Source organism: Paenibacillus sp. (genome assembly GCF_031177825.1).
Taxonomy (GTDB): Bacteria; Bacillota; Bacilli; order Paenibacillales; family YIM-B00363; genus Paenibacillus_AE.
Genome location: NZ_JAPSKE010000007.1, coordinates 200,325 through 225,041, shown reverse-complemented (window position 1 = coordinate 225,041; position 24,717 = coordinate 200,325). Strand labels below are relative to the sequence as shown.

General features: G+C 60.1%; 26 protein-coding genes. 4 read left to right on the top strand and 22 right to left on the bottom strand.

Annotated elements, in window-relative coordinates; all coding sequences use genetic code 11:
- Positions 1-8: 8 nt before the first annotated feature.
- The 3 genes from RIN49_RS11180 to RIN49_RS11170 all read right to left on the bottom strand — a co-directional run bounded on the left by RIN49_RS11180 (position 9) and on the right by RIN49_RS11170 (position 2,118).
- Positions 9-581 (bottom strand): cohesin domain-containing protein, encoded by a 573-nt coding sequence (locus RIN49_RS11180; RefSeq protein WP_309120249.1) that lies wholly within the window; start codon positions 579-581, stop codon positions 9-11.
- A gap of 311 nt (positions 582-892) precedes the next feature.
- Positions 893-1,516 (bottom strand): TetR/AcrR family transcriptional regulator, encoded by a 624-nt coding sequence (locus tag RIN49_RS11175; RefSeq protein ID WP_309120248.1) that lies wholly within the window; start codon positions 1,514-1,516, stop codon positions 893-895.
- Positions 1,513-2,118, bottom strand: a complete 606-nt coding sequence (locus RIN49_RS11170; protein ID WP_309120247.1) for a hypothetical protein — start codon at positions 2,116-2,118, stop codon at positions 1,513-1,515. The genes RIN49_RS11175 and RIN49_RS11170 overlap by 4 nt, the downstream gene beginning before the upstream one ends.
- Positions 2,119-2,257: 139 nt before the next feature.
- On the opposite strand from RIN49_RS11170, the gene RIN49_RS11165 reads away from it, so the two are divergent.
- Positions 2,258-2,407 carry a hypothetical protein gene (locus tag RIN49_RS11165; protein ID WP_309120246.1) on the top strand — a complete coding sequence of 50 codons (150 nt, stop codon included), beginning with the start codon at positions 2,258-2,260 and terminating at the stop codon, positions 2,405-2,407.
- A gap of 356 nt (positions 2,408-2,763) precedes the next feature.
- Here RIN49_RS11165 and RIN49_RS11160 read toward each other — a convergent pair whose 3' ends face one another.
- The 8 genes from RIN49_RS11160 to RIN49_RS11125 all read right to left on the bottom strand — a co-directional run bounded on the left by RIN49_RS11160 (position 2,764) and on the right by RIN49_RS11125 (position 10,821).
- A complete protein-coding gene (locus RIN49_RS11160; protein WP_309120245.1) occupies positions 2,764-3,762 on the bottom strand; it encodes a phosphotransferase enzyme family protein in 999 nt (332 codons plus the stop codon).
- The gene (locus RIN49_RS11155) at positions 3,740-4,213 is read right to left on the bottom strand and encodes a P-loop nucleotide/nucleoside kinase family protein (RefSeq protein WP_309120244.1); all 474 of its coding nucleotides are present in this window, start codon (positions 4,211-4,213) and stop codon (positions 3,740-3,742) included. Before RIN49_RS11155 ends, RIN49_RS11160 begins: the two co-directional genes overlap by 23 nt.
- A 17-nt stretch (positions 4,214-4,230) precedes the next feature.
- The gene (locus RIN49_RS11150) at positions 4,231-4,698 is read right to left on the bottom strand and encodes an SRPBCC family protein (RefSeq protein WP_309120243.1); all 468 of its coding nucleotides are present in this window, start codon (positions 4,696-4,698) and stop codon (positions 4,231-4,233) included.
- 151 nt (positions 4,699-4,849) lie between these two features.
- Positions 4,850-6,553 carry an ABC transporter permease gene (locus RIN49_RS11145; RefSeq protein WP_309120319.1) on the bottom strand — a complete coding sequence of 568 codons (1,704 nt, stop codon included), beginning with the start codon at positions 6,551-6,553 and terminating at the stop codon, positions 4,850-4,852.
- Between the two features lie 18 nt (positions 6,554-6,571).
- A complete protein-coding gene (locus RIN49_RS11140) occupies positions 6,572-7,582 on the bottom strand; it encodes an ABC transporter ATP-binding protein (protein WP_309120242.1) in 1,011 nt (336 codons plus the stop codon).
- Positions 7,583-7,681: 99 nt separating this feature from the next.
- On the bottom strand, positions 7,682-8,806 hold the full coding sequence (locus tag RIN49_RS11135; protein ID WP_309120241.1) for an extracellular solute-binding protein: 1,125 nt from the start codon (positions 8,804-8,806) through the stop codon (positions 7,682-7,684).
- A 45-nt stretch (positions 8,807-8,851) separates the two neighbouring features.
- Entirely contained in the window at positions 8,852-9,670 is an 819-nt protein-coding gene (locus RIN49_RS11130; protein ID WP_309120240.1) for an MBL fold metallo-hydrolase, read from the bottom strand.
- The gene (locus RIN49_RS11125) at positions 9,667-10,821 is read right to left on the bottom strand and encodes a GntR family transcriptional regulator (RefSeq protein ID WP_309120239.1); all 1,155 of its coding nucleotides are present in this window, start codon (positions 10,819-10,821) and stop codon (positions 9,667-9,669) included. Before RIN49_RS11125 ends, RIN49_RS11130 begins: the two co-directional genes overlap by 4 nt.
- Before the next feature lie 238 nt (positions 10,822-11,059).
- Here RIN49_RS11125 and RIN49_RS11120 point away from each other — a divergent pair, with 238 nt between their 5' ends.
- The gene (locus RIN49_RS11120; protein ID WP_309120238.1) at positions 11,060-11,605 is read left to right on the top strand and encodes a hypothetical protein; all 546 of its coding nucleotides are present in this window, start codon (positions 11,060-11,062) and stop codon (positions 11,603-11,605) included.
- A gap of 80 nt (positions 11,606-11,685) precedes the next feature.
- Here the strand turns inward: RIN49_RS11120 and RIN49_RS11115 are convergent, their stop codons facing one another.
- The 6 genes from RIN49_RS11115 to RIN49_RS11090 form a co-directional block, all read right to left on the bottom strand.
- Complete coding sequence (locus RIN49_RS11115) at positions 11,686-12,519, bottom strand: alpha/beta hydrolase (RefSeq protein ID WP_309120237.1); 834 nt, start codon at positions 12,517-12,519, stop codon at positions 11,686-11,688.
- Positions 12,520-12,638: 119 nt separating this feature from the next.
- Positions 12,639-13,433, bottom strand: coding sequence for a C40 family peptidase (locus tag RIN49_RS11110; RefSeq protein ID WP_309120236.1), 795 nt, complete (start codon positions 13,431-13,433; stop codon positions 12,639-12,641).
- 295 nt (positions 13,434-13,728) lie between these two features.
- Entirely contained in the window at positions 13,729-13,830 is a 102-nt protein-coding gene (locus RIN49_RS11105) for a sporulation protein YjcZ (RefSeq protein WP_138192075.1), read from the bottom strand.
- A 78-nt stretch (positions 13,831-13,908) separates the two neighbouring features.
- Positions 13,909-14,457 (bottom strand): thermonuclease family protein, encoded by a 549-nt coding sequence (locus RIN49_RS11100; protein WP_309120235.1) that lies wholly within the window; start codon positions 14,455-14,457, stop codon positions 13,909-13,911.
- A 5-nt stretch (positions 14,458-14,462) separates the two neighbouring features.
- Complete coding sequence (locus RIN49_RS11095) at positions 14,463-14,951, bottom strand: hypothetical protein (protein WP_309120234.1); 489 nt, start codon at positions 14,949-14,951, stop codon at positions 14,463-14,465.
- Between the two features lies 1 nt (position 14,952).
- Positions 14,953-15,444, bottom strand: coding sequence for a hypothetical protein (locus tag RIN49_RS11090; RefSeq protein ID WP_309120233.1), 492 nt, complete (start codon positions 15,442-15,444; stop codon positions 14,953-14,955).
- Positions 15,445-15,590: 146 nt separating this feature from the next.
- Between RIN49_RS11090 and RIN49_RS11085 the strand changes: the two genes are divergently transcribed.
- Positions 15,591-17,147, top strand: a complete 1,557-nt coding sequence (locus RIN49_RS11085; protein ID WP_309120232.1) for an ABC-F family ATP-binding cassette domain-containing protein — start codon at positions 15,591-15,593, stop codon at positions 17,145-17,147.
- Positions 17,147-17,917: a GNAT family N-acetyltransferase gene (locus tag RIN49_RS11080; protein ID WP_309120231.1), complete on the top strand. Its 771-nt coding sequence runs from the start codon at positions 17,147-17,149 to the stop codon at positions 17,915-17,917. Before RIN49_RS11085 ends, RIN49_RS11080 begins: the two co-directional genes overlap by 1 nt.
- Before the next feature lie 99 nt (positions 17,918-18,016).
- On the opposite strand, the gene RIN49_RS11075 is transcribed toward RIN49_RS11080, so the two are convergent.
- The 5 genes from RIN49_RS11075 to RIN49_RS11055 all read right to left on the bottom strand — a co-directional run bounded on the left by RIN49_RS11075 (position 18,017) and on the right by RIN49_RS11055 (position 24,704).
- Positions 18,017-18,286 (bottom strand): hypothetical protein, encoded by a 270-nt coding sequence (locus RIN49_RS11075; protein ID WP_309120230.1) that lies wholly within the window; start codon positions 18,284-18,286, stop codon positions 18,017-18,019.
- The gene (locus tag RIN49_RS11070) at positions 18,283-19,938 is read right to left on the bottom strand and encodes an ATP-binding protein (protein WP_309120229.1); all 1,656 of its coding nucleotides are present in this window, start codon (positions 19,936-19,938) and stop codon (positions 18,283-18,285) included. Before RIN49_RS11070 ends, RIN49_RS11075 begins: the two co-directional genes overlap by 4 nt.
- Before the next feature lie 41 nt (positions 19,939-19,979).
- Entirely contained in the window at positions 19,980-20,825 is an 846-nt protein-coding gene (locus RIN49_RS11065) for a CheR family methyltransferase (protein WP_309120228.1), read from the bottom strand.
- Positions 20,822-23,539 carry a response regulator gene (locus RIN49_RS11060; protein WP_309120227.1) on the bottom strand — a complete coding sequence of 906 codons (2,718 nt, stop codon included), beginning with the start codon at positions 23,537-23,539 and terminating at the stop codon, positions 20,822-20,824. Before RIN49_RS11060 ends, RIN49_RS11065 begins: the two co-directional genes overlap by 4 nt.
- 82 nt (positions 23,540-23,621) lie before the next feature.
- Entirely contained in the window at positions 23,622-24,704 is a 1,083-nt protein-coding gene (locus tag RIN49_RS11055; RefSeq protein WP_309120226.1) for a DNA alkylation repair protein, read from the bottom strand.
- Positions 24,705-24,717 lie beyond the last annotated feature (13 nt).

Here is a 24,717-nt window from a genome sequence, read left to right as displayed (position 1 = left end):
CGCTCCTTTCATTTTCCATTCCCTTTGCCATTGCCGTTTCCATTGCGATTGCCGCCTTTTGTCACCTCGATCGTCAGCGGTTCGACCTCTTGCATCGCGACCGGCACGAGATCGTTGTACCCGGCCGCGTTCACGTACGTCGCTGTGGACACGCCTTTCAAGCTCCGCAGCTCGATTCGCGCGTCTCCTTCCTCCTTCGCTTCGAAGACGAACGTCATCAATGGAACCCGAGCCTTGTACTCGGTGTCCGCCATCTTCTTGCGAAGCAGCGGATAGATCGGAGTTTCCCCTTCCTCGCAAGATTCGCATCCATTCTGAAAATGACTATACGCATCCGACACCTTGCTCGACTGAAGCTCCAGCTTCTCGGGATCGTACGACAACGCGAACTGCACGCCGTACAAGTCGGCGACGCGCTTGACCGCGACCGTCACCGTCACGGCGTCCCCCGCCTTGACCTTGTCCTTCGATGCCGTCAGCACCGCCTCCGCCGTCTCGGTACGGGCCGAAGCGACGGCCGCGAACAGCGCAAGGCCGATCGCGATCCATAGAAGCAGCGCGGGCCATGCCTTTTTCGCCAAGGAAATCCCTCCTTTCGTATTCGTTTATCCGTTCGAAGCCATTGCCGTCGATCGATTCCCCTTCCTCGATCACCTCCGTTGGTTTCCTTCTGGTTCTCAACTCGTGGAACATAACACCACAAAAACATTAATACTATAAATTGGTTCACATCTGGTTCATAATTATATTACGAATCATTGAAAACGCAGTCAATAACCTAGGATTAATAGACTTATTATGGATCTTGGGAAAAATATGGGGAATCCTGTCGTAATTTCGGATAGTTTGTCGAATCGGGGAGGGGGGCTATCGGAGAAGCGAGCCGCTGGAGTCAGCGGCCGCCCGGTACATGTCCGACGAGGACGAATTCGAATTGACGGCGCAATTCGTTCAGCATCTCCGGGTACGATCTTGTATCGTCCATAAGGAAGACGGAGTACGCCGCGAGCGTCAGCCCGCAGACGCATTCCGCCGCAAGCGCGGCGTCGAACGTCCGCAGCTCGGCGGGGAGTTCCGCCTTCCGCTTCGCGAAGAACGCCCCGACCTGGTCCGCCAGGCGCCGGTCGAACGCCGTCAAGCCCGCGACCTCCGCGGGGCGCGCGCCGTAAAACAGCGCCAGGAACTCCCGCTGCAGCGGCTTCTCCATCTCCGCGAGCCCCCGCAAATTCGCGCCGACGATGGCCGCCGCCGCCGCCGCCCACCCGGCAGGGTCCGGGTCCGGCTCCGGCGGCGGCGCGGGCGTCACCTGAGCCTCGGACGGAGGCGGCAGCATCGCCGCGAGGAACAGCTCCGCCTTCGTCGGGAAGTAGTTAAACAGCGTCCCTTCCGCGATGCCGACCGCCTTCGCGATGTCCGATGTTTTCGCGGCCGCATAGCCTCGCTCTGCGAACGCCGTTCGCGCCGCCGCCAGCAGTCTCGTTTTCGTCTCTTCCTTCTTCTTCTCGCGTAAGCTCATGTCGGTCGATAAGGCTCCTCTCTCACCATGTGTCCGTATACGATCTTAATAAACAGCAGCGGCACCAGCCACTCGAAGCCCTGTACCGGTTCGATCACGTAGAAGTTCATCAGCGTCGCCAGCAGAATCGCCAGGAACGACGCCGGCCGCTGCAAGTAAAGCGGCGTTCGCAGGACGACGGCGACCGACAGCATCAGCAGCGCATACCAGACAAGGCCGTACGTTGCCCATCGATCCGCGTCGAACAGCAGCGCGACTAGAATCGTGTGCACATGCGCAGAGCCGAACCATACGGGATGCTTCAATACGGCGCCCAGCTTCCCTTCGCTCGGCTTCGGCGGCGTGTGATAGAACCGCTTGCATGAATTCAGCGTATTCGAGACGAGCCCGCCGCCGATGTCGAAGGCGAGCGCCAGCGCGACCGCCAGCTGCAGCCAGTTCCACCCGTAATCCCGGGTCGATGCCAACAAAAGCGCGACGGCCGGAACGACGCAGGCCGAGCCGAGCGCCAGCGCCCGCTCCGCGCGGGTCGCCCCCGTCCCGGAAGAAAAGTCCGGCTTCCCCTCGTATTCCCATTCGATGCGCGATGGCGCGTTACGCATCCGCTGTCCCCCCCAAATAAATGAGTTAACTCATTTATGAGTATACTCAATTTTTATTCGGCAATCTACCCCTGCTTGCCGGGACGACCCGTCTGGGGATACAATAAAGTTCGAAATTCCATTTAGGAGGCAATCCCATATGAAGAAGCAGATCCGACTGGACCCGCATCGCGGCCAATGGCGCCGCAAGCCGATCACGCAAGTGCAACCGAATAAGAAAAAGGAACAGCGCCGCACGTTTTGCCGAAAGAGAGGCAATGACGACGGCGCTGTTCGTTTGTTCGCATAGCATTACGATCGAGGAAACTTCCGCTGAACTTGCGAATAACCCATGGGACCGACGGTTAGGGAACATGAAAGTTCCTTATTTTCAACGAACACGGCCAAAAGGGGCTAATAGGGAACATGAAAGTTCCTTATTCGCAGTAGGACCGGTTCGAAGCGACACTTTCGAGCGAAATAGGGAGATTTCATATTCCTTATTCAGGCGAATGTAAGGAAAGGAGCGAAAATAGAGAACATTGACGTTCCCTAAATTCGGGCGCGTAATGGCTGAAGCGTAGCTTGGACAGGTGTGGCTAAACGGAAACGGAATTAGCGGTGCATACAACCTCCGCCTCCAGGCCCGCATCATCCCCGCTTGATTCATTCCGCTTCCAATTCGTCGGACAACGTCTCCCAATGCGCTTCGATCCAATGCATCTCCTCGATGAACCGCCCTAAGAGCTGCCGCAGCTCGCTCTGGACGCGAATTTCGGTCCGATACCACCAAGCGGATTCGATCAAATAAATCATGCGCATCGCGCGGGGGAGCATGCCGCGGGGCGCCGCCGTTCGCTCCCGGTACCCATCCAGGAACGCCCGCACGGCGTCCGTCCGCATCCGCCCGTCCGACAACGCGCCGGACAACACCGCGCGGGCCGCGTCGATCTCCGGGTAGGCGAACGTCATCCGGTCGAAATCGACGATGCCGGCGAGCTTCGGTCCCCGATACAATAAGTTATCCGTCCATAAGTCCCAATGCAGCCAGCCGATCGGCGCCTCGTCGAACGAGCGGAAATCCAGTCGTTCCACGACGGATCGGGATCGGCTCAGCCACTCCAGCACCGCCTCGTCTCCCGCCGCCGACGCGTTCTCCCGATTCGATTCCCACGAGGTCAGGTACGCCAACTTGTCCGGCGTCCAAACCGGCTGCTCGAGCGGCGCCGCGGACCGCAGCCACTCGTGCATCCGCCCGGTCGCTAGGCCGAGCTCGTACATCTGCGCTTCGCTCATGCATCCGGCCCGCACGGTGGCGCCGTCCGTCCAATCGTGCACCGCGAAGAGCAGACCGGACGGCGTCTCCAGCAGCAGCCGTCCCTCATGCGCATATACCGCCGGGCACGCCGCTCCGGCTTCGTGCAAGCCGCGCTGCAGCCGCAGCGTCGTCTCGATCGCGCGTCTCCGCTCGGGTCGCTCGTGCAGCCTATACCGGTCCGGGTGGTACACCTTCACGAACAGCGGACCTTCGCTCGTCTCGGCTTTCCATTTGGCGTTGAGCCAGCCCAAATCGATCTCCGTCAGCTCCGTCACCGCGCGGCCGAAGCGCCGGTTCAGCTCCGCGGCCACCTCCTCGGCCCATCTACGCTTCGTCGCTTCCGTCATCGGATGAACCCCCCTCCAATTCCTCCGGCGTCGGGGGCTCGAACATCGGGATCCACGACTTCAACATCGCCTCGGGCAAGGCGAACGTAGCCGGAGGGAGCGCGGCGTTCCTCGCCGCCAGACGCGCCAGCAGCGTCTCCTCGGACGCCTCGGCGTAATGGATGCGGAAGTCGGCCCCCAGCGCGGCCGCGCGTCGCCGCATCTCGTCCCGCTGCTCGCGCGCCCAAAACCCGAAGTCCAAGATGACGTCCACGCCCAACGTCAAGACGCGCTCCGCGACGTTCCATTGCAGCGCTTCGACCGTATCGTGCCTGACGTCATGATCCTTGTCGTCGAGATCTTGTCCGAATAAGCGCGTGTGCCATTCGTCGGGCGTGAGGCGAAGCGCCGAGTAGGTTCGTTCCAGCTGCCGCGCCAACGTCGTCTTCCCGCTGCACGGAAGGCCGACCATAAGATATAGGGTCGCCATCACTTCCGAACGTGAGCGTCCGGCGCTTTGTCCGCCACCAAATTCAAGACGACGCCGTGCTCCAGCAGCGCCTTCAGCCCGCAGAGCACCATCGTATATCCGCCCATGGAATCGATCGCTTGGTTCGCGATCTCGTCCCCGTTCCCCGTAAATCCCGAATTCGTGATCGTGACGAACGTCTCCTGTTCCGACCGCGGCGCGAACGTCCACTCGGTCGTCGTGCCGTCCGACGATTCGATCAAGATGCGCCGATTCGGCTCGAGCGCCTTCACCAGAACGTCGTCTCCGACGCCGTACATCTCCCAATCCCACCGGATGCGCTTGCCTTCTTCCAGTCTCCCGCTGCTCTTCGTGAACCAGAACCGGGTCGTCACGTTCGGATCGACGAACGCTTCGAACACCTCTTCCGCCGATCGCCGAATCAACATCTCCGCCTTCGCGACGGGGTCTTGAATGAGAATAATCATGATCCGTTCTCCTTTCCGACGATACGTATCGCCGCGCCGATCTAATACCAAAATACCCCATATCGCCGCAGGTAGCAAAGCAAAAAAACAGCCGCCGCTTGTCCTTTCGGGACAGGCGGGGCTGCTTCGCTTCTCTTCCGACGAATCGGGACTACCTCTTGCTTTTTCTCCCGTACACGAAATACAGCGTCGCCGCGGACATGATCATCAGCACGACGGAATAGACGAGCGTCAACGCCTTCGTATCGCCGAGCGCCTGCGCGTCCGTGCTGTTCTTGATCACGATGCCGAGCGGCTGGTACAACGGGTGGTACAAGAAGACGGTCAGGTCGTAATCCGCCAAGATGCCGTTGAAGTTCAGCGCCAGCACCGCGAGCGTCGAGGGCAGGATGATCGGCAGCAGCACTCTACGGAACGTATAGAACGCCTTCGCGCCCAGGTTCTTCGCCGCATCCTCCAAATTGCCGTCGATGCTGAAGAAGGACGCCTTCACCATGCGCAGCGTGAACGGGATATGGACGATGACGTACGCGATGAACAGCAGCCAGACCGAACCGACCAAGACGGAATTGCCGATCACCCAGCGCGGCACGCCGAAGGTGACGATCAGACCGATCGCGATCAGCGTGGACGGCAGCATCCATGGAATCAGCAGCGAATATTCGAGCAGATTCGTCCAGAAGTTTTTGTATTTATGCAAGATTCTCGAGGCGATGAGCGCCACCGCCACGACGCCGACGGATGCGGCCGCCGCGTAGCAGATGCTGACCAAATAAGGCTTGAACGCGGCCATGCTCGAGAAGACGGTGATGTAATTGTCGAGCGTGAACTTGTCGATCGACAGCGTCCCGGTCGAGATGCTCTTCGCGTCCGTGAACGAGAAGAGCACGATAAGCACGACCGGAATGACGTAGACCAAAAACAACGCATAGGCCAGAACATGCATGACGACGTTCGCCGCCTTGTTGTCGATCTTCTGCTTGACCATCTCCGACTTTACCTTGGACACCGACATGAAGTTGCCGTTGTTTTCGAATTTGATCATGACGGACAGCAAGACGAGCGTCGCTAATCCGAGAATGAGCGCAAGCAGCGCGGCCAAATCTCGGGAGGTCATGCTTTTGGAAAAGGTCAGGATCATCGGCGTAATCGTCTGGAACTCGGTTCCGCCTAAGATGAGCGGGGCCGACGTAGCGGCTAACCCCGTCAAGAACAAGAGGATCGCCAAGGCGAAGATCGTCGGCTTCAATACCGGCAGCACGACGCGCCGCAAAATGTAGAAAGACGACGCCCCCATATTTCTGGCGGCTTCGATCGTTTGGAAATCCACCTTCCGAATCGCGTTGCTCAGGAACAGCACGTGATTGGACGTACACGCGAACGTCATGACGAACAAGACGGCCCAATAGCCATGGAACCAGGTCGGATCGAAGGACGGAAACACCGCCGACAACACCTTCGTCATAAAGCCGGTTTCGCCGTAAATCAGCTTATAACCGGATACCAAGACGACGCCGCTGTAGATCAAGGTCGTGAAGTACCCGAGTCTCAGCAGCTTGGCTCCCTTGATGTCGAAGTATTCCACGATCAACACGAGGAAGACGCCGACGATGTTGACCGTGAAGATCAACGATACCGCCAAAATAAAGCTGTTATATAAGCTCCTCATCGCGCGCTGCGAGGATAGCAGCTTCTCGATCGGCTCCAAGGAAAATTTGCCGTCTCCGAAGAAAATCTCGTAATAGACGTTCAAATTCGGATAGATCAAGAACGCTACGACGAACCAAGCGATGACGCCGTATAATATCACTGTCGACGCACGGACGGACGATATAGCTTTTTTCATGTTCTGCATCACGCTCGACGCTTCCTCCTAGTACTGCAAAATATCTCTAGTGTTTATGAAGAGGTCGACCTCATCACCCGCCTTGTGTTGATCCAACCCGCTTTCCGTCCGAACGGTCTTCAGCATCCCGCCGCCGGCGATTTCAATCGAATACTTGGTGTACAAGCCGTAAAACTCCTGATCCGCGATCTTGCCCTTCAGCCGCACCTCGCGGCTCTTCTCCGGAATCGGCGAGAGGCTCACCTTCTCGTTCCGGATGTAGGCCTTCTTTCCGGGTACGACGAAATCTTTCAGTTCGCTGTTCTCGACGACTTCCGCCGGGATGCGGTTAATGTCGCCGATGAAGTTGCAGACGAACTCCGTCTTCGACTCGTTATAAATTTCGCGCGGCGTGCCGACCTGCTCGACGACGCCCTTGTTGAAGACGGCGATGCGGTCGGACAGCGTCAACGCTTCCTCCTGGTCGTGCGTCACGTAGATCGTCGTAATGCCGAACTTCTTCTGGAGCTCCTTCAGCTCGTTGCGCAGCTGGACTCTCAGCTTGGCGTCCAGGTTGGATAACGGCTCGTCCAATGCGAGAATGCTCGGCTTCAGCACGAGCGCGCGCGCGATCGCGACGCGCTGCTGCTGCCCGCCGGACAGCTCGGACACCTTCTTCCTCAGCTGCTCGTCGCTCAAGTCCACCTTCCGGGCGATCTCCTTCACCTGCTCGTCGATCTCGATCTTCGACGCCTTCTTGACCCGGAGGCCGAAGGCGATGTTCTCGTACACGTTGAGCGTCGGGAACAACGCATAGCTTTGGAACACCATGCTGATATCCCGCTTCTCGATGGGGACGTTGGTAATGTCCTTCTCGTTCAAGAAGATGCTGCCGTCCGTCGGCTTGATGAATCCGACCAGGCTGCGAAGGATCGTCGTCTTTCCGCAGCCGGACGGGCCGAGGAACGTAAAGAACTCCCCTTCTTTAATGTTCAGATTCAAGTTTTTGATGGCGTGGAAGTCCCCGAACTTGATTTGAATATCTTTGAATGTAATCATGTTTGCTCCTAGAGGAATAGTATTTTGGATTCCTTAATGTAACAGACTGCGGACCGGGAGCAACCCCGATCCAGCAGTCTGTTGATGGCTAGCGCATGATTATTTCATGATCTCGAGCTCGATCTTCTCGACCCAGCTGCCCACGTTGTCCGAAATGAAGCCCCAATCGAGCGCTTGCGCCTTCAACGAGGAGTACAGCGCTTTAACTTCTTCGTTCGCTTGCTCCGCCGCTTTCGTGTTGGCCGGCATCGCGTTGAACTGAGCGGCGAATTCGCCTTGCACTTCCGCCGTGCCCATCCACTCGACGAACCGCTGCGCCGTGTCGATCTTCTTCGTGCCGTTGACGATGGCCGCGTGCTCGACGATCATCGGTACGCCGACTTCCGGGCTTACCGTGCCGGCCGCTACGCCGTACTGCTCCGTCTTCTTCTTGAGCGTGCCGGAGACGATCGTTCCGAGCGGGGTTTTGCCGCTGGCGATGTTCGCATACGTATCTTCGCCTTCGACCGCGCCTACGCCGTTGTCATACAGCTTCTTGATTTCGTCCCAGCCCGCTTGCGAGATGCCGTATTCGCCGTTCGCGTCTTGGTAGCGCGTCAGGATGCCCGCGACGACGAGCTGCGGCGTAATCTGACCGAGCATCGTAGGCGCTTCGTATTTGCCTTGGAATTCCGGGTTGTTGCCGAGATCCAACCAATCCTTCGGCGCCTTGTCCGCCGAGATGATGTCCGGGTTGTACCCGAGCAGGATCGCTTGCTTCACGAGACCGTGGTAGTAGCCTTCCGGATCGTTCAGGCCCGCTTCCACGTCGGCCGCCCATGCCGGCACGTATTGGATCAGGACGTTTTCCTTCTTGAGATTTTCGTACAGCATGTTGTTAAGGCCGAATACGACGTCCGCCACCGGGTTGTTCTTCTCGGCGATCAACCGGTTCGTCAGGTCCGCGCCGCCCGCGCCGACGATCTCGATTTCGAAACCTGCCGCTTTCGCTTTCTCGACGAGCCATTCGCCCCGTCCGTCCGAATTGGCGTTCGTGTATACGATCAGCTTTTCGTTCTTTACCGGCTCTTCGGCTTGCTCCGCCGGTTGTTCGGCCGGTTGTTCGGTCGGCTGCTCCGCCGTCGCGTTGTTCGTGTTTTGCTCTTCGTTTGCATTGCCGCCTCCGCAAGCTGCGAGTACGAGGCTAAGAATCAAAAGGAATGCCGTTACTACGGATTTTTTCATGATTGTTTTCTCTCCTTTAGTTTTTTGTTCGTTTCCATAGGCGTACTATATATGTAAAATCAATCCGTCATAGGCCGGAATGATCCCGGCGGGATTGAAGATTTCCTCGAACTCTTCATGAAGCAGCTTAGAATTATGGCTGAAGTGCGTGACGACGATTTTCCCGTCCTGCCGCAAGATGTCGTGCTTTCGGAACTCGCGCTGCGCCTCCAGCACCGTCTCGATGCACATATGGTTCCGGTCGCGCGCGTTTCCGGTGTAGCCGTGCGTACAATCGAGAATCGCGCAATCCATTTGTTTCTCCTTCAACCATGTCCATGTCGCATCCGGAAACCAGCCGGAATCATGTCCGTACAGCAGCTTCTTTCCCTTCTTTTCGACCGCGTACAAATAACAAGTTTCCATTTTGTCGTGATCCGCGAGCAGCGGCGTAACCGATGCGTCTCCTACCGCAATCGTCTCGAACGGGCGAAGCAAATGGAAAGCATACCTTGCGCCTTCGAAGCGGCCGATGGCCTTTCGCGTATGGTACATGACCGCATCGTTCCCGTAGATGTGCATCGGATGCTGCAGGCCGTGCGCGATGCCCTCTCTTCGACATTCCAGATCGGCCGCATTCAGGTGATCGGAGTGCGTGTGGGTCACCAGCATATGCTCGATCAAGCTGTAATCGACGTTGTCTCTTAGCGCTTGCATGTACGAATCGGGCGAGTAGTCGAATTTGATCGTATCGTCGATGATGGCCGAGCTGCGCGTGCGGATGTTTTTTCCGCCCAGCTCCCTCGCTTTGTTGCAATGCTGGCAGCGGCAGAACGCATTCGGAAACCCTTCGGCGGCTGCAGTTCCGAGAAAATGAATCTTCATATCGAATCTCCTTGTCTTCCGGCACGAGCGGTCGTCGTACGTAAGCGTACCGACTTCCGCTCTACGATCGTCGTCTGTATTTTTATGGTAAGCGGTTTCTCGTTCGAATGGTGAATGCGCTTCATCAGGAGATCCGTCGCCGCGCGGGCGAGTTTCTCCGTATCTTGTCTAACGGTCGTGAGCGGAATCGGCGTTAGCGCCGATAACCGGATATCGGAGAACCCGACGATGGACAGCTTGTCCGGAACCGAAATCCCCATATGCAAAGCCGTATATAGGGTTGAGATCGCCAAATGGTCGTCTCCGCACATCACGGCCGTCATTTGCGGATTTTCATGAATGAAACGCTCCTGCTCAGTGTCGCTCTCGTTGATCCGGTTAGGGTCGCAGGATACGCTTCTAAAGTGAATGAACTGGGTTTTCACAGGGATCGCGTGATCGAGCAGCGCCTGGATATAGCCTTGATAGCGCTCCTCCCTGCTGGTGATATTATCGATCGAGTTGGACGTGTAACCGATTTCACGATGCCCTTTTTCAATCAAATATTTGGCCATCTGGTATGATCCCTGATAATGATCGTGGTACACGCAATCAATCTGAACCTCGCGGAAAATTCGATCGATAATGACGATCGGAATGTTCTGAAGCTTCAATCGCAGCACATGATCGCTGCAAGTTTTGCGCCCCTGCGGAAACAAAACGATGCCGCCTATACCGCCTTCGACAAGCTTCTGCAGGCTGCGATCTTCATCGTCCTTATCCTTGCTGATGATCAGAATCAGATCGAAACCGTGCTTCCTCACTTCCATCTCCGTAGCCGTTATAATTTTTGAAGTATAATCGGAGATATGAGGCAAGATGAGAGCGATCTGACCGTTTAATTTCCCCTCTACCGGTGCATCCGGTTCCGCCGCCTTCGCCTGTTCCTCGGCGTAAGTCGCCTCGTCCTGCCGTCCGGAGAGGAAGGTCCCCCTTCTAGGCAGGCGGTACACAAGACCCTGCTCGGCTAACCGTTCCAGCGCCAGCTTGCTTGTCATCCGGCTTACGCCGAACAGCTTTGCGAGCTCTCCTTCCGAAGGGATCGGATCATGCGGCTGAAGTTTACGGCTCTTAATGATGCCGATGACCTCATCGGCAACCTTCAAGTACATTTGATTGGTTTTCTTAGGCGGATGGTTATCCTTTATGTAGACCACCTCTCTTACAACGAATGTAATCTATGTCACTGACATATTCAATGACATATTATATTTAGTTTATGTAAAGGCAGGACTGATCGTCATTACTCGCCCATGCGTATGTTAGTGATATGCTCAGCTTTGCGGTACGGAAGCGAGACGCGGCGGAGTTACGATATTCGCAGAAAATTAGATGGGGAGGAAACGGACCATGTTCGATCCGACGATATTCGATAATTGGAAGGTCGTGTTCGAGGGGGCGCTGTACGACTTGGATCGGGAAGGAGCGGTGGAGGTGATCGGTCGGGAGGATCTCGTCGACCTCGCGTCGATGTCCCGCTCGTTCCGGATCGGCGCGCGCCGTACCGGGGGCGGCTGCCGCGCGGAGATACGGTTGACGTCGGGGCTCGCCGACTTCGCCGCGGAGCGATACGAGCTGCGGCTGACGGAGCTCGGGGCTCCCGGCATCCGCCTGGAGCTGCGGTTCACGCTGCCGGGCGAGCGCATCTGCGAGGCGAGGGCGCTGCACGACGCCTTGGTTCCGCTCTGGGGCGCGGAGGCGGAAGTGTGCCACCGCGTCCGCATCGAGCTCGATCCGGCCGCGCCGCCGGACGCCGCCGCCTCCTCCGGCGGCAGCGCCTACGAGATCGATATTCTCTTCCATGAGAAGCGCGACGAGGAACGCATCGGCGACGTGGACGAATGGCTCGAGCGGCTGCTCGCCTCGCTCGACGCCCTGGAGGACGGCGGAGCGTGACGCGCCGTTATGCGCTTGGATAAAGCCGAATGTCCGAGCAGCGCGTTTCGCCGCCGCGGTCGACCGGCCGACCGCGGAAATTATTTCGCCGAGAAGCCGATGTTGCGCAGCCAATCCGCGCAAGCGCCGGTCCAACCGCGCGCGTACGGATGGTCCGCCGCGAGGCCGAGGCCGTGATGGCCTTTCGCGTAGACGTGCAGATCGAACGGCACCTTGTGTTTATGCAGCGCCGACGCGAACAGCAAACTGTTCTCGACCGGCACGGCGTCTTCGTCGGACGTATGCCAGAGGAACGTCTGCGGCGTGTCGTCCGTCACCTGCTCGTCGTTGCAGAGCGAGTCGAGCAGCGCCGGGTCCGGGTCGTCTCCGAGCAGATTGCGGCGGGAGCCCGTATGCGCGGACGGCTCCTTCAACGTAATGACCGCGTAGCAGAGCACGAGCGCGTCCGGGCGGCTCGACATCCGCTCGATCGGATCCGCCGCATCCGGCCGGCCGCGGTCGTAATGCGTTCCCGCCGTCGCGGTCAGGTGGCCGCCGGCGGAGAAGCCGAGGATGCCGACTCGGTTCGGATCGATGCCGTACGCGTCGGCGTCGTGGCGGATCGTGCGGATCGCCCGCTGGGCGTCCAGCAGCGCCGCCGGATACCGATACGGGGCGACCCGGTACCGAAGCACGAACGCCGAGATGCCGAGGCCGTTCAGCCATCGCGCGATCGGGTCTCCTTCATGCTCCGCGCGCATGCCGTAGCCGCCGCCCGGGGCGACGACGACGGCCGCGTTCCCCTTGCCTTCTACGAGGTATGGCGTGATCGCCGGCTTATCCTCGTCCGTCTCGCCCGCCGCGAGCGGCGCGCCTTCCGGCCATAACCATCTGATTTCCAACGGTTCCTGCGTCTGATTCGTTGCTTCTCCCATGCACGGTTCCCCCTGTCGACATGCAATCGCTTTCCCTTCACCTTACCAGAAGACCGACGCCCGTTTCAACGAAAAAAAGGAGGGACGCGCGGCGCCCCTCCTACAAACCAATAAGCTTCCTACAAGGCGCTTCCGCCGAACATGAACCGGTATTCCCAATGCTTATTATCGATGCTGTCGACCCGGACGCCGCCGGAATCTTTGGAATATGTATGCAGCATCTTCCCATTGCCCAGGTAGATGCTTACGTGCGTGATGCGCTGCTTGCTTTTCGTCAACCCTTTGTAATCCGATGCGCTAGAGCCTCTGTACGACATGAAGAACATGAGATCGCCCGGCTTCAGCCTGCTCCAGTTCGTCGTCGTCTCGCCTCGATCCTTCACGTAATCGCCCTGAGCCCGCGAATTCGACGGGAGCGTGATGCGCGCGCCGTCCTTGAAGGCTTGTCTGACGAAGTCGGAGCAATCGAACGTCCTCGTCGACGACCGACTCGAGCTGAACTCGTATGGCGTGCCGAGATAATCTTTGCCCGCGTCGATGATCCGCTGCGCCAGCTTGCTCGCCGAGACGGACGGGGCGGGAGCGCTCGGCGCCGAGCCGTTCGACGTTCTCATGGCCGTCGAGGACGAATCGATGATATCGACATATTCGTCGGACGACGAGACGTAACCGACTCGACCGTCTTCGTCTCTCACCTTATACCAGTAATCGTTCGGCTCGGACAAGATGTCGAGCCGCTCCCCCTCGTCTACGTAGCGAATTCGGTCCGAAGACGTCGACGGGCTTTCTCTCAGCGAGACGGAGCTGACCGCTTCCGCCGTCGCCGCATTCGCGAGACCTGCCGATCCGACCGTCCCGCCGACGACCAACCCTGCCGATAAGAGCGCTTGCATTGCAATATGCAGTTTTTTCATGGTATGTATGTACCTCCCGTATTATCTAGTTGCTGCTACTGCATGATTTCATGATATACGGTAAGGTTGCACCTTGTATGCCTGTAAATGTTGGAAGTTTGGATGGTACCATTTGATACATTGCAATCTGCGATATCGTTTGCGCGTAAAAAATAACTTTACCCTCCAAACCTCCGAACGAGGCAGCCGGTCAACTCACAGTCGGAGTTTGTCCGACTATCCGGCCCAAACCGGCCCACACACACCAAAAAAAGGCCCCGAGACGCGGGCGTCCCGAGGCTTCGGCGGGCGGGGATTAGTATGCCCCGCCTACGATCGTACGGCTGATGATAACCAACAAAATGAACAAGACCAAGATCGCGCCCGTGGAAGTGAATGCACCGCCAACTGCTGTCATGATCGCCTCACCTCCTTCTGCTTACCCCTTCAGGGTATGCATCCAGAGGAGGCGCCGCACCGGACATTCGCCCGACTTTCACGGGGCGGGCGAAGCGTCGGCCTCGCCGCCGCGTCCCCACAGCCCGAGCCCCGCCTCCCGCGCCCGTCGCTCCGCGGCGAGAAGCGCGTCCGCGTGACGCACGTTCGGCGGAATCGTCAGCACTGTCGCGTACCCCTCCGCCACGAGCTTTTCATTCACGAACGTGCCGTCCTCGAGATAGACGTACGCGAGCAGCCGGTCGTATCGATCCCGCTCGCCCGCGTCCAGCTCGAGGCACGCGTTCGCGCCGGTCAGCAGCCGCTTCGCGTACTCGCTCGCTTCCTTCCCGTACGGCTCCACCGGCGAGTCCGGCTTCACCGTCTCGGGCGTGTCGATCCCGAGCATCCGCACGGTATCGTCCCGTTTCGCGCCGACGTCGATCTTGAACGTATCGCCGTCGACGACCCGCGACACGGGATAACACGCCCGCTCCGCGGAAGCGTCCGTGCCCGCGTCCTCGGCGCAGCCGCCAAGCGCCGAACCCAGCGCGGCGAAGGCGGCCGCGAGGGCGGTCCCCTTTTTCCAAAAACCGAAATCCTTCCCCATCGTCGCTACCCCATCTCGCTTCTCCGGTCGATGTTTTGAATATAATGATACAACGCTAAGGTCAACAGCTGAAGCGTGAAATAGACGATCGAGGAGTAGTCGAAGTCGTACCCGTTCTTATACTCGAATACGCCTATCCGCGCGCCGACGCCTTCGAGAAGCATCCCGAACACAGTCCATAGGAGCACGTAGAACGGGGCGAATCGCCTAGGGACGCGCAGCCAGTCGTACAAATACAAGAACAAGTAGCCGAACGGACCATACATAATGTAGGTGACGAAATCGATGAACTCGAAGCCTTTCGTATCGTTGATATCGTAGAAGTCGATGGGCACGCCCGCCAGCGCATGGTCGAACACGACGCCGAAATACGCCCCGAACAATACAAACAAGATCGTGGAGCTCCGGTCGAACCGTCGGGGCAGCCGCCACGTCAGAAGGACGCCCGCGGTCGTCACTAAGACGACGAACCATTCGTTCGCGCTCCAGTTCATGCTACGAAACCTCCCTCTTCGACCGCGTATAACGCAAGAACCACTGCGCCGCGAGGCAGGCGAAGACGACCAACGCGACGTCCATTCCGAACATATGCCACGCGTTGACGCGGACCAGCTCGAGCCACCCTTGCGACATCGCGATTTGCAGCAGAACGACGCGGGCGAGAACGACGATAACGACGCCGCTCCACTTCGTCAGACGACTCCGGCCGAAGATCCACCACGTCGCGGCGATCAAGTAGAGGACGGGCCTCAAGACGGTACGGATGAAAATATGATGCATAAACGGTTCCATCCGCTTCGGCAGCGAAATCCAGTCGAACGCCATCGACGCGGTCGTAAACATCAGCGACTCCAGAATCGACATGAGCAGGAAGACGAAGAGGATCACGTCCGCAGGCAGCCGCCGCTTCTGCGACCAGACGACGGCAAAGACGGTCCAGGAGCCCAGCAACAAGATCGTAAAGTGCATCGTTTCAAGCCACTGCACCGGCTATGCCTCGCTTTCCCAGAAATTTCTCCATTATCATGCCCACATCCAAGATTCGACAAACGTAATATTCGTTGTGCTGCGGGGGCGCGCCGTTTTATAATCAAGGAATGACTGCGAAACTATGAAAAAAAAAGGTGCGATCCATGAGCATATTGACCGTAACGAATTTATCCCACGGCTTCGGGGACCGGGCGATCTTCAACGACGTCTCGTTCCGACTGTTGAAGGGAGAGCATATCGGCCTCATCGGCGCGAACGGCGAAGGCAAGTCGACGTTCATGAACATCGTGACGGGCAAGCTCGAGCCGGACGCCGGCAAGGTCGAGTGGGCGCGCAACGTCCGCGTCGGCTATCTCGACCAGCACGCCGCGCTCACTAAGGGCGCGACGATCCGCGACGTGCTGAAGACCGCGTTCAAGTACTTGTTCGACATGGAGGCGGAGATCAACCGGCTGTACGAGGCGATGGCCGAAGCGACGCCGGAAGAGATGGAGCGAATGCTCGAGGACGTCGGCACGTTCCAAGACACGCTGACGACGAACGACTTCTACGTCATCGACGCGAAGATCGAAGAGATCGCCCGCGGTCTCGGCCTCGACGATATCGGTCTCGACCGCGACGTGCACGATCTGTCCGGCGGACAGCGGACGAAGGTGCTGCTGGCGAAGCTGCTGCTCGAGAAGCCGGACATCCTGCTGCTCGACGAGCCGACGAACTACCTGGACGAGAAGCATATCGAATGGTTGAAGCGATACCTGCAAGAGTACGAGAATGCCTTCGTGCTCATCTCCCACGACATTCCGTTCCTTAACAGCGTCGTCAACCTGATCTATCATATGGCGAATCAGGAGCTGACCCGCTACGTCGGCGACTACGACCACTTCGTCTCCGTCTACGAGGCGAAGCAGCAGCAGCTCGAGTCGGCGTACAAGCGGCAGCAGCAGGAGATCGAGGATCTTAAGGACTTCGTCGCGCGCAACAAGGCGCGGGTGTCGACGCGGAACATGGCGATGTCGCGCCAGAAGAAGCTCGACAAGATGGACGTGATCGAGCTCGCCAAGGAGAAGCCGAAGCCGCAGTTCAACTTCAAGGAAGCCCGTACGTCGGGAAAATTGATTTTCGAGACGCGCGCCCTCGTCATCGGATACGAAGAGCCGCTGTCGCGGCCGCTCGACCTGCGCATGGAGCGCGGGCAGAAGGTCGCCCTCGTCGGCGCGAACGGCATCGGGAAGACGACGCTGCTGCGCAGCATTCTCGGCGAAATCCGCCCGCTGTCCGGCGACGTCGAGAAGGGGGACTACCTGCACATCGGTTATTTCGAGCAGGAGGTCAAATCGTCGAACGGCAATACGTGCATCGACGAGGTGTGGAGCGAGTTTCCGGCGATGTCTCAGTTCGAGGTGCGCGCGGCGCTGGCGAAGTGCGGCTTGACGACGAAGCATATCGAGAGCAAGATCGACGTCTTAAGCGGCGGGGAGAAGGCGAAAGTCCGATTGTGCAAGCTGATCAACCGGGAGACGAACGTGCTCGTGCTCGACGAGCCGACGAACCATCTGGACGTCGACGCGAAGGAAGAGCTGAAGCGCGCGTTGATCGCTTATAAGGGCAGCATCCTGCTCATTTCGCACGAACCGGAATTTTACCGCGACGTCGCGACGGACGTCTGGAATTGCGAGTCGTGGACGACGAAGGTGTTCTAATGGAGGCGGGAGGGGTTCGACGCAACGTCGTGCGGCTCGTGGAGGAGCTCGCGGCGAACGCCTGGGCGCCGTATACGGCGCAGGCGCTAGGCGGCTGGCGGCTTCGAGCGACGTTCGGCGTCACGAAGCGGGCCAACAGCGCATGGACGGTCGGCGCGACGCCGGACGGCGACTGGCTCGACGCCGTCGAGCGGTTTTATCGCCGGCGGGGGATGCCGTCCTGCTTTTATCTGAGCGACGCGACGCCGGACGGCGTCGACGACGCGCTCGCGGCGGCCGGATACGAGAAGCTGTTCCCCTGCTTCTTCATGACGGGCTCCGCTCGCGAGACGTTGGAGCGCTTACCGGCGGACGACCGCTACGAAGCGCGGCACGCGGACGAGGCCGGCGACGATTGGATCGCCGACTTCATCCGATTCGAGGACTTAGAGCCGGCCCGCGCCGCCGCGTACGCCCATATCTTCCGTGCGATCGGTCCGGCGAAGACGTTCCTGCGCCTGACGAACCGAGACGGCGACACCGTCGCCCTCGCCACGGCCGTCGCCGAGCGCGGGTACGCCGGCCTCAGCAATGTCATCGTCTCCCCCCCCTTCCGGCGGCAGGGCGCCGCGGCGCAGCTGCTGCGCGCGCTCGCCGCTTGGGCGGACGCCGAGGGCGCGCGAACGCTGTGGCTCCAGGTGCTCGAAGACAACGCCCCCGCGGTCGCCCTGTACCGCAAGGCCGGCTTCGACGTCCTGTCGCGCTGCCACTACCGACAAAAAAAGCTATGATCGATGATTTCGATCATAGCTTTTTTGCGTACCTATGCGCCCTGTACTTTTACATTCCACCGTCCGTGCACAAAGGCCGGTTCCCCCCGCGCTGCGAGGTCAAACCTTGTTTTCCGCGTCCAGGGCCGCCCGGATCAGAGCGTCGAACGCGTCGTCGTCCTCCTCGAGGAACGCTTCGATTGCGTCGATTCTCTCCTCGCTGCCCGACTCCGCCGCGAAATGAAGCCCATACTCCCATTCCTTGCCTTTCTTGCTGAACAACGTAATCTCGTATTCCTCCGGATGCCCTTCCACGCGGAAGCGCACGTTGCCGACGTACCCTTCCTCCGGGTCGTGACGCAGCTCGGCCGCGCCGATATCGATTTTCATTCGTCGTTTCCTCCTCGTTCTTCGTCGGATGCATTCGCCGATTCCGGCTTCGGCACGATCGGCAGCCGCACGCTGAACATCGTGCCGAGCGGGCCGGACGTGACGCCGATGCTCCCTTGGTGCCGCTCCATAATGCTATAGCATAACGCCAGCCCCAGCCCCGTTCCGTGATCCTTCGTCGTGAAGAACGGCGTTCCGAGCCGCTCGAGCACCTCGTCCGGGATGCCCGGGCCCTCGTCGATGACGTCGATGACGGCCACGCCGTCGTCGGCATGCGTTCGAATCGTCAACCGGCCGCCGGGCTCCATCGCTTCCAGCCCGTTCTTGGCGAGATTGAGGATGACCTGCCGCATCTCGTTCGCGTCCGCGCGGAGCCAGACGTCGGCCGCATCGTGCCGCACCTCCACCTGCTTCTCCGCCATGACGGCCACCGCCTGCAGCAGCGGGGACAACGAATCGACGAGCTCCTGCACGGCCAGCACGTCGAAGTGGCTCGTCTTGTTGCCGGCCAGCGACAAGTACTCCGTAATGATCGTGTTCGCGCGCAGCAGCTCCGACAGCATCAGATCGATATGCTCCTTCGACATCGGCGTCTCGCTCTTGCGCCAAATTTGCAAGAACCCCTGAATCGTCGTCATCGGATTGCGGATTTCATGCGCGATGCCGGCCGCCATCTCCCCGATCAGATTGAGCCGGTCGAGCCGGTTCAGGTGCCGCTGCAGCGCGACCCGCTCCGAGATGTCCGTAATGACGATCAGCTCGCACGCTTCCTCGTTCACCTCGAGCACCTGGGACGACAGCAGCCCGAAGCGCTGCTCTCCGTCGCGCGTCGTGAACTCGATCTGCACGGAATCGCTCTCGCGGCTTTCCGTCGTCCGGATCCGGATCGCTTCGTCCCGCAGCGCGTTCATCCGCTCCACGCCGTAGCCCGTCGCCTTCTCCCAAGCGTTGTTCACGTCGAGATACTTGCCGTCGTGCAGGCGACGGATGGCGATCAAATTCGGGTTCGTATAGAAAATGGTCCGAAACCGCCGGTGCGACCGGTAAATTTCCTGATTCGCGTCGCGAAGCTGCGCGGTCCGCTCCTCGACTGTCTGCTCCAGCACCCTCTGATGCTGCAGCAGCTTCCGCTCCGCCTCGACGAGACGTTGATTGACGCGTTCGATCTCCAGGTTGCGGCGCTGCAGCAGCGCGTGCTTCCGCTTCAGCTCCCGTTGGTATCGATGCATGCGAACGAAATTTTCGACCTTCCAGCGCAGGACGTCCGGATCGAACGGCTTGAATACGTAATCGATCGAGCCCGTTAAATACCCTTGTTTCACATTGGACTTAGATTTATACGTCGCGGTGATGAAGATGATCGGCACCTCGCGGAGTTCCTTCCGCTCTCGCATCAGCATCGCCGTTTCGTACCCGTCCATGCCCGGCATATGCACGTCCATCAAGACGAGGGCCAGCCGGCTCAGGTCCGAATGCAGCACGTGCCGCAGCGCGTCCTCGCCCGACGTTTTGCCGACCAGGCAATACTCGGACGAAGCGAGCGCGGCTTCCAGCGCCAATAAATTTTCCTGCCGATCGTCAACCATCAAGATATCGACCCGGTCGTTCGCGGGGGCGATGTCGTCGTAGTCGTATATTCCTCGTTCGTTCATGCGATTCGTCCCTCAGATCCCTTCCGTAAGGTCGCGTTCCCTCACACTGCCTTATATAATCGATGGGCCGCGTCCAGCTCCTCCCAATCGGTTCGTTGGAGCACCGCTTCCTTCATGCCCAGCGCCAGCGTGCCGCCCGTCGTCATGCTTTCGCGGAACAGCCGCAGCGCGCGGGCTTGCAGCTGCGAATTGAAATAAATCAAGACGTTCCGGCACAGAATCAAGTGAAATTCGTTAAACGAATGGTCCGTCGCCAAGTTATGTCTCGCGAAGACGATATACTTCCGAAGCGACGGATCGAAGCAGGCGTCGTCTCCGTCCACGGCGTAATATTCGGAGAACGGCTGGCGTCCTTCCGCACGCAAGTAATTGCTCGTATATTGCTTCATCCGGCCGACCGGATACGCGCCGAGGCGGGCCTGCTCCAGCAGTTCCTCGTTCATGTCGGTCGCATAGATCGTGCCGCGTCCTTCGAGGCCTTCCTCCCGTAGCATGATGGCCATCGAATACGCCTCCTCCCCCGTGGCGCAGCCCGCATGCCAGATCCGGAAGCTCGGCAGCCTCGCGAGCTGCGGCAGCACGCGGCGGCGCAGCTCGCGGAACACGTCCGGGTCGCGGAACATCTCCGTCACCGGGATGCTGAAATCTTGGAGCAACCGGTCCATCGCGCCTGCGTCGCGCAGCACGAGCGATTGAAGCGCCGAGATCGTACCGAGCCGCTCCGCCTCCATGCGATGCCTCGCCCGCCTTCGGATGGAGGCGAGCGCGTATTGGCGGAAGTCGTAACCGTACACCCGATAGATGCCCTCGAGCAGCAGCTCGACCTCCACCTTCTCCAGCGCGTCGGCCGCCGATCCGGGAGCGGCGCGTTCGTCCCGGGCGATCATGCCGTCCCCTCGTCCGAGCCGTCCATCCATACGCGAAGCAGGGATAACAGCTTGTCCAGCTTGACGGGCTTGCTCAGGTAATCGTTCGCGCCGGCATCGAGACACAGCTCCCGGTCTTGCTTCATCGCCTTCGCCGTCAGCGCGATGACGGGCAGCTTCTCGAACCGGGCGTCGGCCCGAATCGCCCGCGTCGCCTCGTAGCCGTCGATGCCCGGCATCATCATATCCATCAGCACGAGATCGATGTCCGGTTCCTCGTTCAGCTTGGCCAGCGCGGCGCCGCCGTCTTCGGCGAACGTCACTTGGTATCGCTGCTCCAACAGCGCGGCGGAGAGCGCGTAGACGTTCCGAATATCGTCGTCGACGAGCAAAATCTTGCCGCGGCAGTTCTCGGCGCCGTCTTCCTCGGCGTTCCCCGTCGGGGCGCGCGGCGCGGCCGGAGCCGTCGCGGCGGCCGCCTCCGGCCGCGCCGTCCGGTCCAGCCGCTTCATCGGGATCGTCGCCGTGAACGCGCTTCCGCTTCCTTCGACGCTCTCCAGACGGATCGCGCCACCGAGAATCGTCGCCAGCTCCTTCGAGATCGACAACCCCAGTCCCGTGCCTCCGTATTTGCGGGTCGTCTTGCCGTCCGCTTGCCGGAACGCTTCGAAGATGAGACCGTGCTTGTCGACCGGAATGCCGATCCCCGTATCGCGCACTTGGAACGAGACGTTCACGGCCGCCGCGCCGTTCGACGCCTCCCCTGCGGACGGCGCTTCCGCGAAGACGCGAAGCGACACGGCGCCGGTCTCCGTGAATTTGAACGCGTTCGAGAGCAGATTGTTCACGATCTGCTGCAGCATTCTCGGATCCCCGACGAATACGGCGTCGGCTAACGTCGGGTCCGTTCGCACGTCGAACGCGAGCCCCTTCTTCTCGGCGACGCCGCGGAACTGCCGCTCCGCGGCGATCGCGAATTCACACAGCGAGAACGATTCCATGGACGGCTCCATCTGCCCGGCTTCGATCTTCGACAAGTCGAGCACGTCGTTGATCAATCCGAGCAGCTCGTTGCCCGAATATAGAATCGTCTGCGCGTATTCCCGCTGCTTCTCGGACAGTCTTCCCTCCGCGTCGTCCGCGAGCATCTGCGCCAAGATCAGCAAGCTGTTCATCGGCGTCCGCAGCTCGTGCGAGATGTTGGCCAGGAATTCCGACTTGAATTGAGAGCTCGCCTGCAGCTCTCCCGCTTGCTTCTCCAGCTCCATGCGGATTTGTTCGAGCTCCGCGCTGCGCTGCTCCGAATACCGGAATTGCTCGGCGAGCTTCTCGTTGAGCGAGCGCAGCTCCTCTTGCTGCTGCTGCAGCTCCTCCGACTGCGTCTGAAGCTCCTCGACGTACGTCTGGGATTCGGACAGCAGCGCTTGCACGCGCATGTTGCTGGAGATGGCGCGCAGCGAGACGCCGATCCCGCCGCTCGTCAGCTCCGTCAGGAATTCGCGGGCGATTCGCTCGAGCGGCGCGAAGGCGCCGAGCTCCAGCACCGCGATCACCCGTTCCTCGAATCGGATCGGCAGCAGCGTGACGTACGCGACGTCGCCCTCGCCGAGGCCGGAGACGACCTTCAGGTAGTGCGGCGGCGCCGTCCGATCGATGACCGCGCCGTCGACGGCGCATTGTCCGACGAGCCCCTGTCCTCGCTCGAAGACGCGCTCCGACGCGGCTTCCGCGGGGTCGAGCGCGTACCCCGCGATGCGCGCGAACCGGTCGGGCGTGCCGTCCGGATCCGCGTAATAGAGCGCGCCCGCCACGGCGCCGGTCGTCGGCACGACGTGGGCCAAGAACCGTTCCCCGAACGCCTTGATCTCCCTCGCGCCTTGCGTGGCGTTCATGACGTCGGCGACGTTCGATTTGACCCAGTTCTGCTCTTCCAGCCATCGGCTGTTCGCCGCTTCTTGCCTCGTGTGTTCCTCGAGCGCATCCGCCATCCGGTTATACGAAGCCGCGATCACCCCCATCTCGTCGGAGGCGCTCGCGTGCATCCGCGGCAGCGCGGCCGCCGAGTCCAGCGCTTGCACCTCGTTCATGACGTCCGAGATTTTGCGAATGCTGCGCACCGAGCTGCGGACGACGCCGAGCGCCGTCACGCCGCACAGAATCAATAGCATCGCCACGCCGCCCCACATGACGGCTTGTCCTTGGCGATGCTGCTCGCCCGTCGTCTCCACGCGGCTCATCATAAGCTCTTCTTGGTAGTCGATGAATTGCGACAAGCTGGCTTGCAGCTCGTCGCCCTTCGGCCGGATATCGGCGCGCAGCATCGCCTCCGCGGCCGACGCATCGCCTTCGGAAGCGAGCCGGATATACCGGTCCGTCATCGCTTCGTACTCCGTATAGTGACGTGCGGTCTCCCCATAATACTGCTTCCCTAGCGGCGTCACGATCAATGGGGCAAGACGCTCGTTAAGGGACCGCAGCGTCTCGCGGGCGCCGCGGATCGCCCGCAGCGCCTCGTCCGGCTCCTCGTCCATGAGAAGATTCATTAACCCATCGTTCATGGCGCCGAGCGTAAATTGAACTTCATGGGTGAGCTGCACCTTCGTATATAGCTCGTTCCCGACCTCGTTCGTATTGTCGTTCATTTCCATCATAATGCTCGCGATCGCCCCTACGAACAGGGCGATAAAGACGAAGATCGATGCGAAGCCCAAATAAATGCGCTGTCGTATATTCAACCGAAGTCCTCCAACACGTTCATATTTCGCCCTTCGTTTCATTGACTACCATATCACATCTTTCGGACGGTCGGGAGTTCGTTCACAGGTTGACTCGGAAGGTCTTCGACGCGAGCTCCGAGCCGTTCGCGACGATCGCCGCGACGTGCTCTCCGGGGTAATGCTTGCGCGTCGTCATGTCGCGGAACGACTGGCGGAACGACATGGACGTCTCTCCCGGGGGAAACTCCCGCTCGGACAGCTTGAACAGCTTCCGCGAGCGGGAGCCGTTCGCCTTGACATACTCGATGGCGTATTCGACGCGCAGCTTCCGCGGCGCGGCTCCTTCGACCGCGAGGACGAAGGACGCTTCGAAGACGCCCCCCGCGGCGACGCCCGGCGACGTCTCGAACCGCTCGACGCGAACGCCGCCCGCGTCGCCGACGCCGAACAGCGCGAGCGCCTCCGGGACGCATTTCTTCAGCAGCGTCCGGCAGGCGTGCTTCGCGATCCAATCCGTATGCGGATGCTCCCCCATCCATCTTCTCGCGATGTCGAGCGCCAGCGCCGGATGATCTTTCGAGACGTCGTTCAGGTTGTTCGCCACGCTGCGGCGCACGTATTCCGACGGGTCGCGCTTCAGCGCCTCCAGTATCGGCACGATCGGCGACGGATCGCGCTTGAACGCCGCGAGCGCCATGCCCCACGGCAGCCGCGGTCGGCAGCCCTCGCTGGCGAGCCTCCGCACGTGTTCGTCGTCGCTCTTCGCCCATTCGCGCATCGCCGCCAGCGTCCGTTCCGGGTACTTGACGAGATAGGGCCGAACCGCGAACTCGCTGCTCGAATACTTCGTCAGCCGCGCGAGCGCCGGAATCGACCGCTCCGGGTCGTCCAGCCCGTATACCTCGACGAAATCCGGGAACATCATATACGGAAACCCGTTGCCGCACCGCTCCGCCGCGCCCAAGACGACGTCCAGCGCGTCCCCGTACGCCGCCGGCAGACCGGGACGCAGCGCCTCCGCGCCGCGCCGCATCCGCTGCTTCAGCGCAAGGGACTCCCAATCGGGGGCGAACACCCGGCCGAGGAACGCCTCGACGTCGAACGGCGGGTACGCCTCCGCCACCTTCGCGGCCAACCCTTCGAAAAATTCCCGCGAATACATCTCCTTCAGCGCATCCGCCATTCGCCAGACGCCT

Coding starts and splice junctions, on each gene's coding strand:
- RIN49_RS11160 (WP_309120245.1), bottom strand. CDS start 3,762: ATGACGGAAGCGACGAAGCGTAGATGGGCCGAGGAGGTGGCCGCGGAG.
- RIN49_RS11115 (WP_309120237.1), bottom strand. CDS start 12,519: ATGGGAGAAGCAACGAATCAGACGCAGGAACCGTTGGAAATCAGATGG.
- RIN49_RS11120 (WP_309120238.1), top strand. CDS start 11,060: ATGTTCGATCCGACGATATTCGATAATTGGAAGGTCGTGTTCGAGGGG.
- RIN49_RS11095 (WP_309120234.1), bottom strand. CDS start 14,951: ATGAACTGGAGCGCGAACGAATGGTTCGTCGTCTTAGTGACGACCGCG.
- RIN49_RS11125 (WP_309120239.1), bottom strand. CDS start 10,821: ATGTACTTGAAGGTTGCCGATGAGGTCATCGGCATCATTAAGAGCCGT.
- RIN49_RS11155 (WP_309120244.1), bottom strand. CDS start 4,213: ATGGTCGGCCTTCCGTGCAGCGGGAAGACGACGTTGGCGCGGCAGCTG.
- RIN49_RS11055 (WP_309120226.1), bottom strand. CDS start 24,704: ATGGCGGATGCGCTGAAGGAGATGTATTCGCGGGAATTTTTCGAAGGG.
- RIN49_RS11075 (WP_309120230.1), bottom strand. CDS start 18,286: ATGAAAATCGATATCGGCGCGGCCGAGCTGCGTCACGACCCGGAGGAA.
- RIN49_RS11140 (WP_309120242.1), bottom strand. CDS start 7,582: ATGATTACATTCAAAGATATTCAAATCAAGTTCGGGGACTTCCACGCC.
- RIN49_RS11135 (WP_309120241.1), bottom strand. CDS start 8,806: ATGAAAAAATCCGTAGTAACGGCATTCCTTTTGATTCTTAGCCTCGTA.
- RIN49_RS11100 (WP_309120235.1), bottom strand. CDS start 14,457: ATGGGGAAGGATTTCGGTTTTTGGAAAAAGGGGACCGCCCTCGCGGCC.
- RIN49_RS11065 (WP_309120228.1), bottom strand. CDS start 20,825: ATGATCGCCCGGGACGAACGCGCCGCTCCCGGATCGGCGGCCGACGCG.
- RIN49_RS11175 (WP_309120248.1), bottom strand. CDS start 1,516: ATGAGCTTACGCGAGAAGAAGAAGGAAGAGACGAAAACGAGACTGCTG.
- RIN49_RS11070 (WP_309120229.1), bottom strand. CDS start 19,938: ATGAACGAACGAGGAATATACGACTACGACGACATCGCCCCCGCGAAC.
- RIN49_RS11150 (WP_309120243.1), bottom strand. CDS start 4,698: ATGATTATTCTCATTCAAGACCCCGTCGCGAAGGCGGAGATGTTGATT.
- RIN49_RS11105 (WP_138192075.1), bottom strand. CDS start 13,830: ATGACAGCAGTTGGCGGTGCATTCACTTCCACGGGCGCGATCTTGGTC.
- RIN49_RS11130 (WP_309120240.1), bottom strand. CDS start 9,670: ATGAAGATTCATTTTCTCGGAACTGCAGCCGCCGAAGGGTTTCCGAAT.
- RIN49_RS11165 (WP_309120246.1), top strand. CDS start 2,258: ATGAAGAAGCAGATCCGACTGGACCCGCATCGCGGCCAATGGCGCCGC.
- RIN49_RS11080 (WP_309120231.1), top strand. CDS start 17,147: ATGGAGGCGGGAGGGGTTCGACGCAACGTCGTGCGGCTCGTGGAGGAG.
- RIN49_RS11110 (WP_309120236.1), bottom strand. CDS start 13,433: ATGAAAAAACTGCATATTGCAATGCAAGCGCTCTTATCGGCAGGGTTG.
- RIN49_RS11085 (WP_309120232.1), top strand. CDS start 15,591: ATGAGCATATTGACCGTAACGAATTTATCCCACGGCTTCGGGGACCGG.
- RIN49_RS11170 (WP_309120247.1), bottom strand. CDS start 2,118: ATGCGTAACGCGCCATCGCGCATCGAATGGGAATACGAGGGGAAGCCG.
- RIN49_RS11145 (WP_309120319.1), bottom strand. CDS start 6,553: ATGCAGAACATGAAAAAAGCTATATCGTCCGTCCGTGCGTCGACAGTG.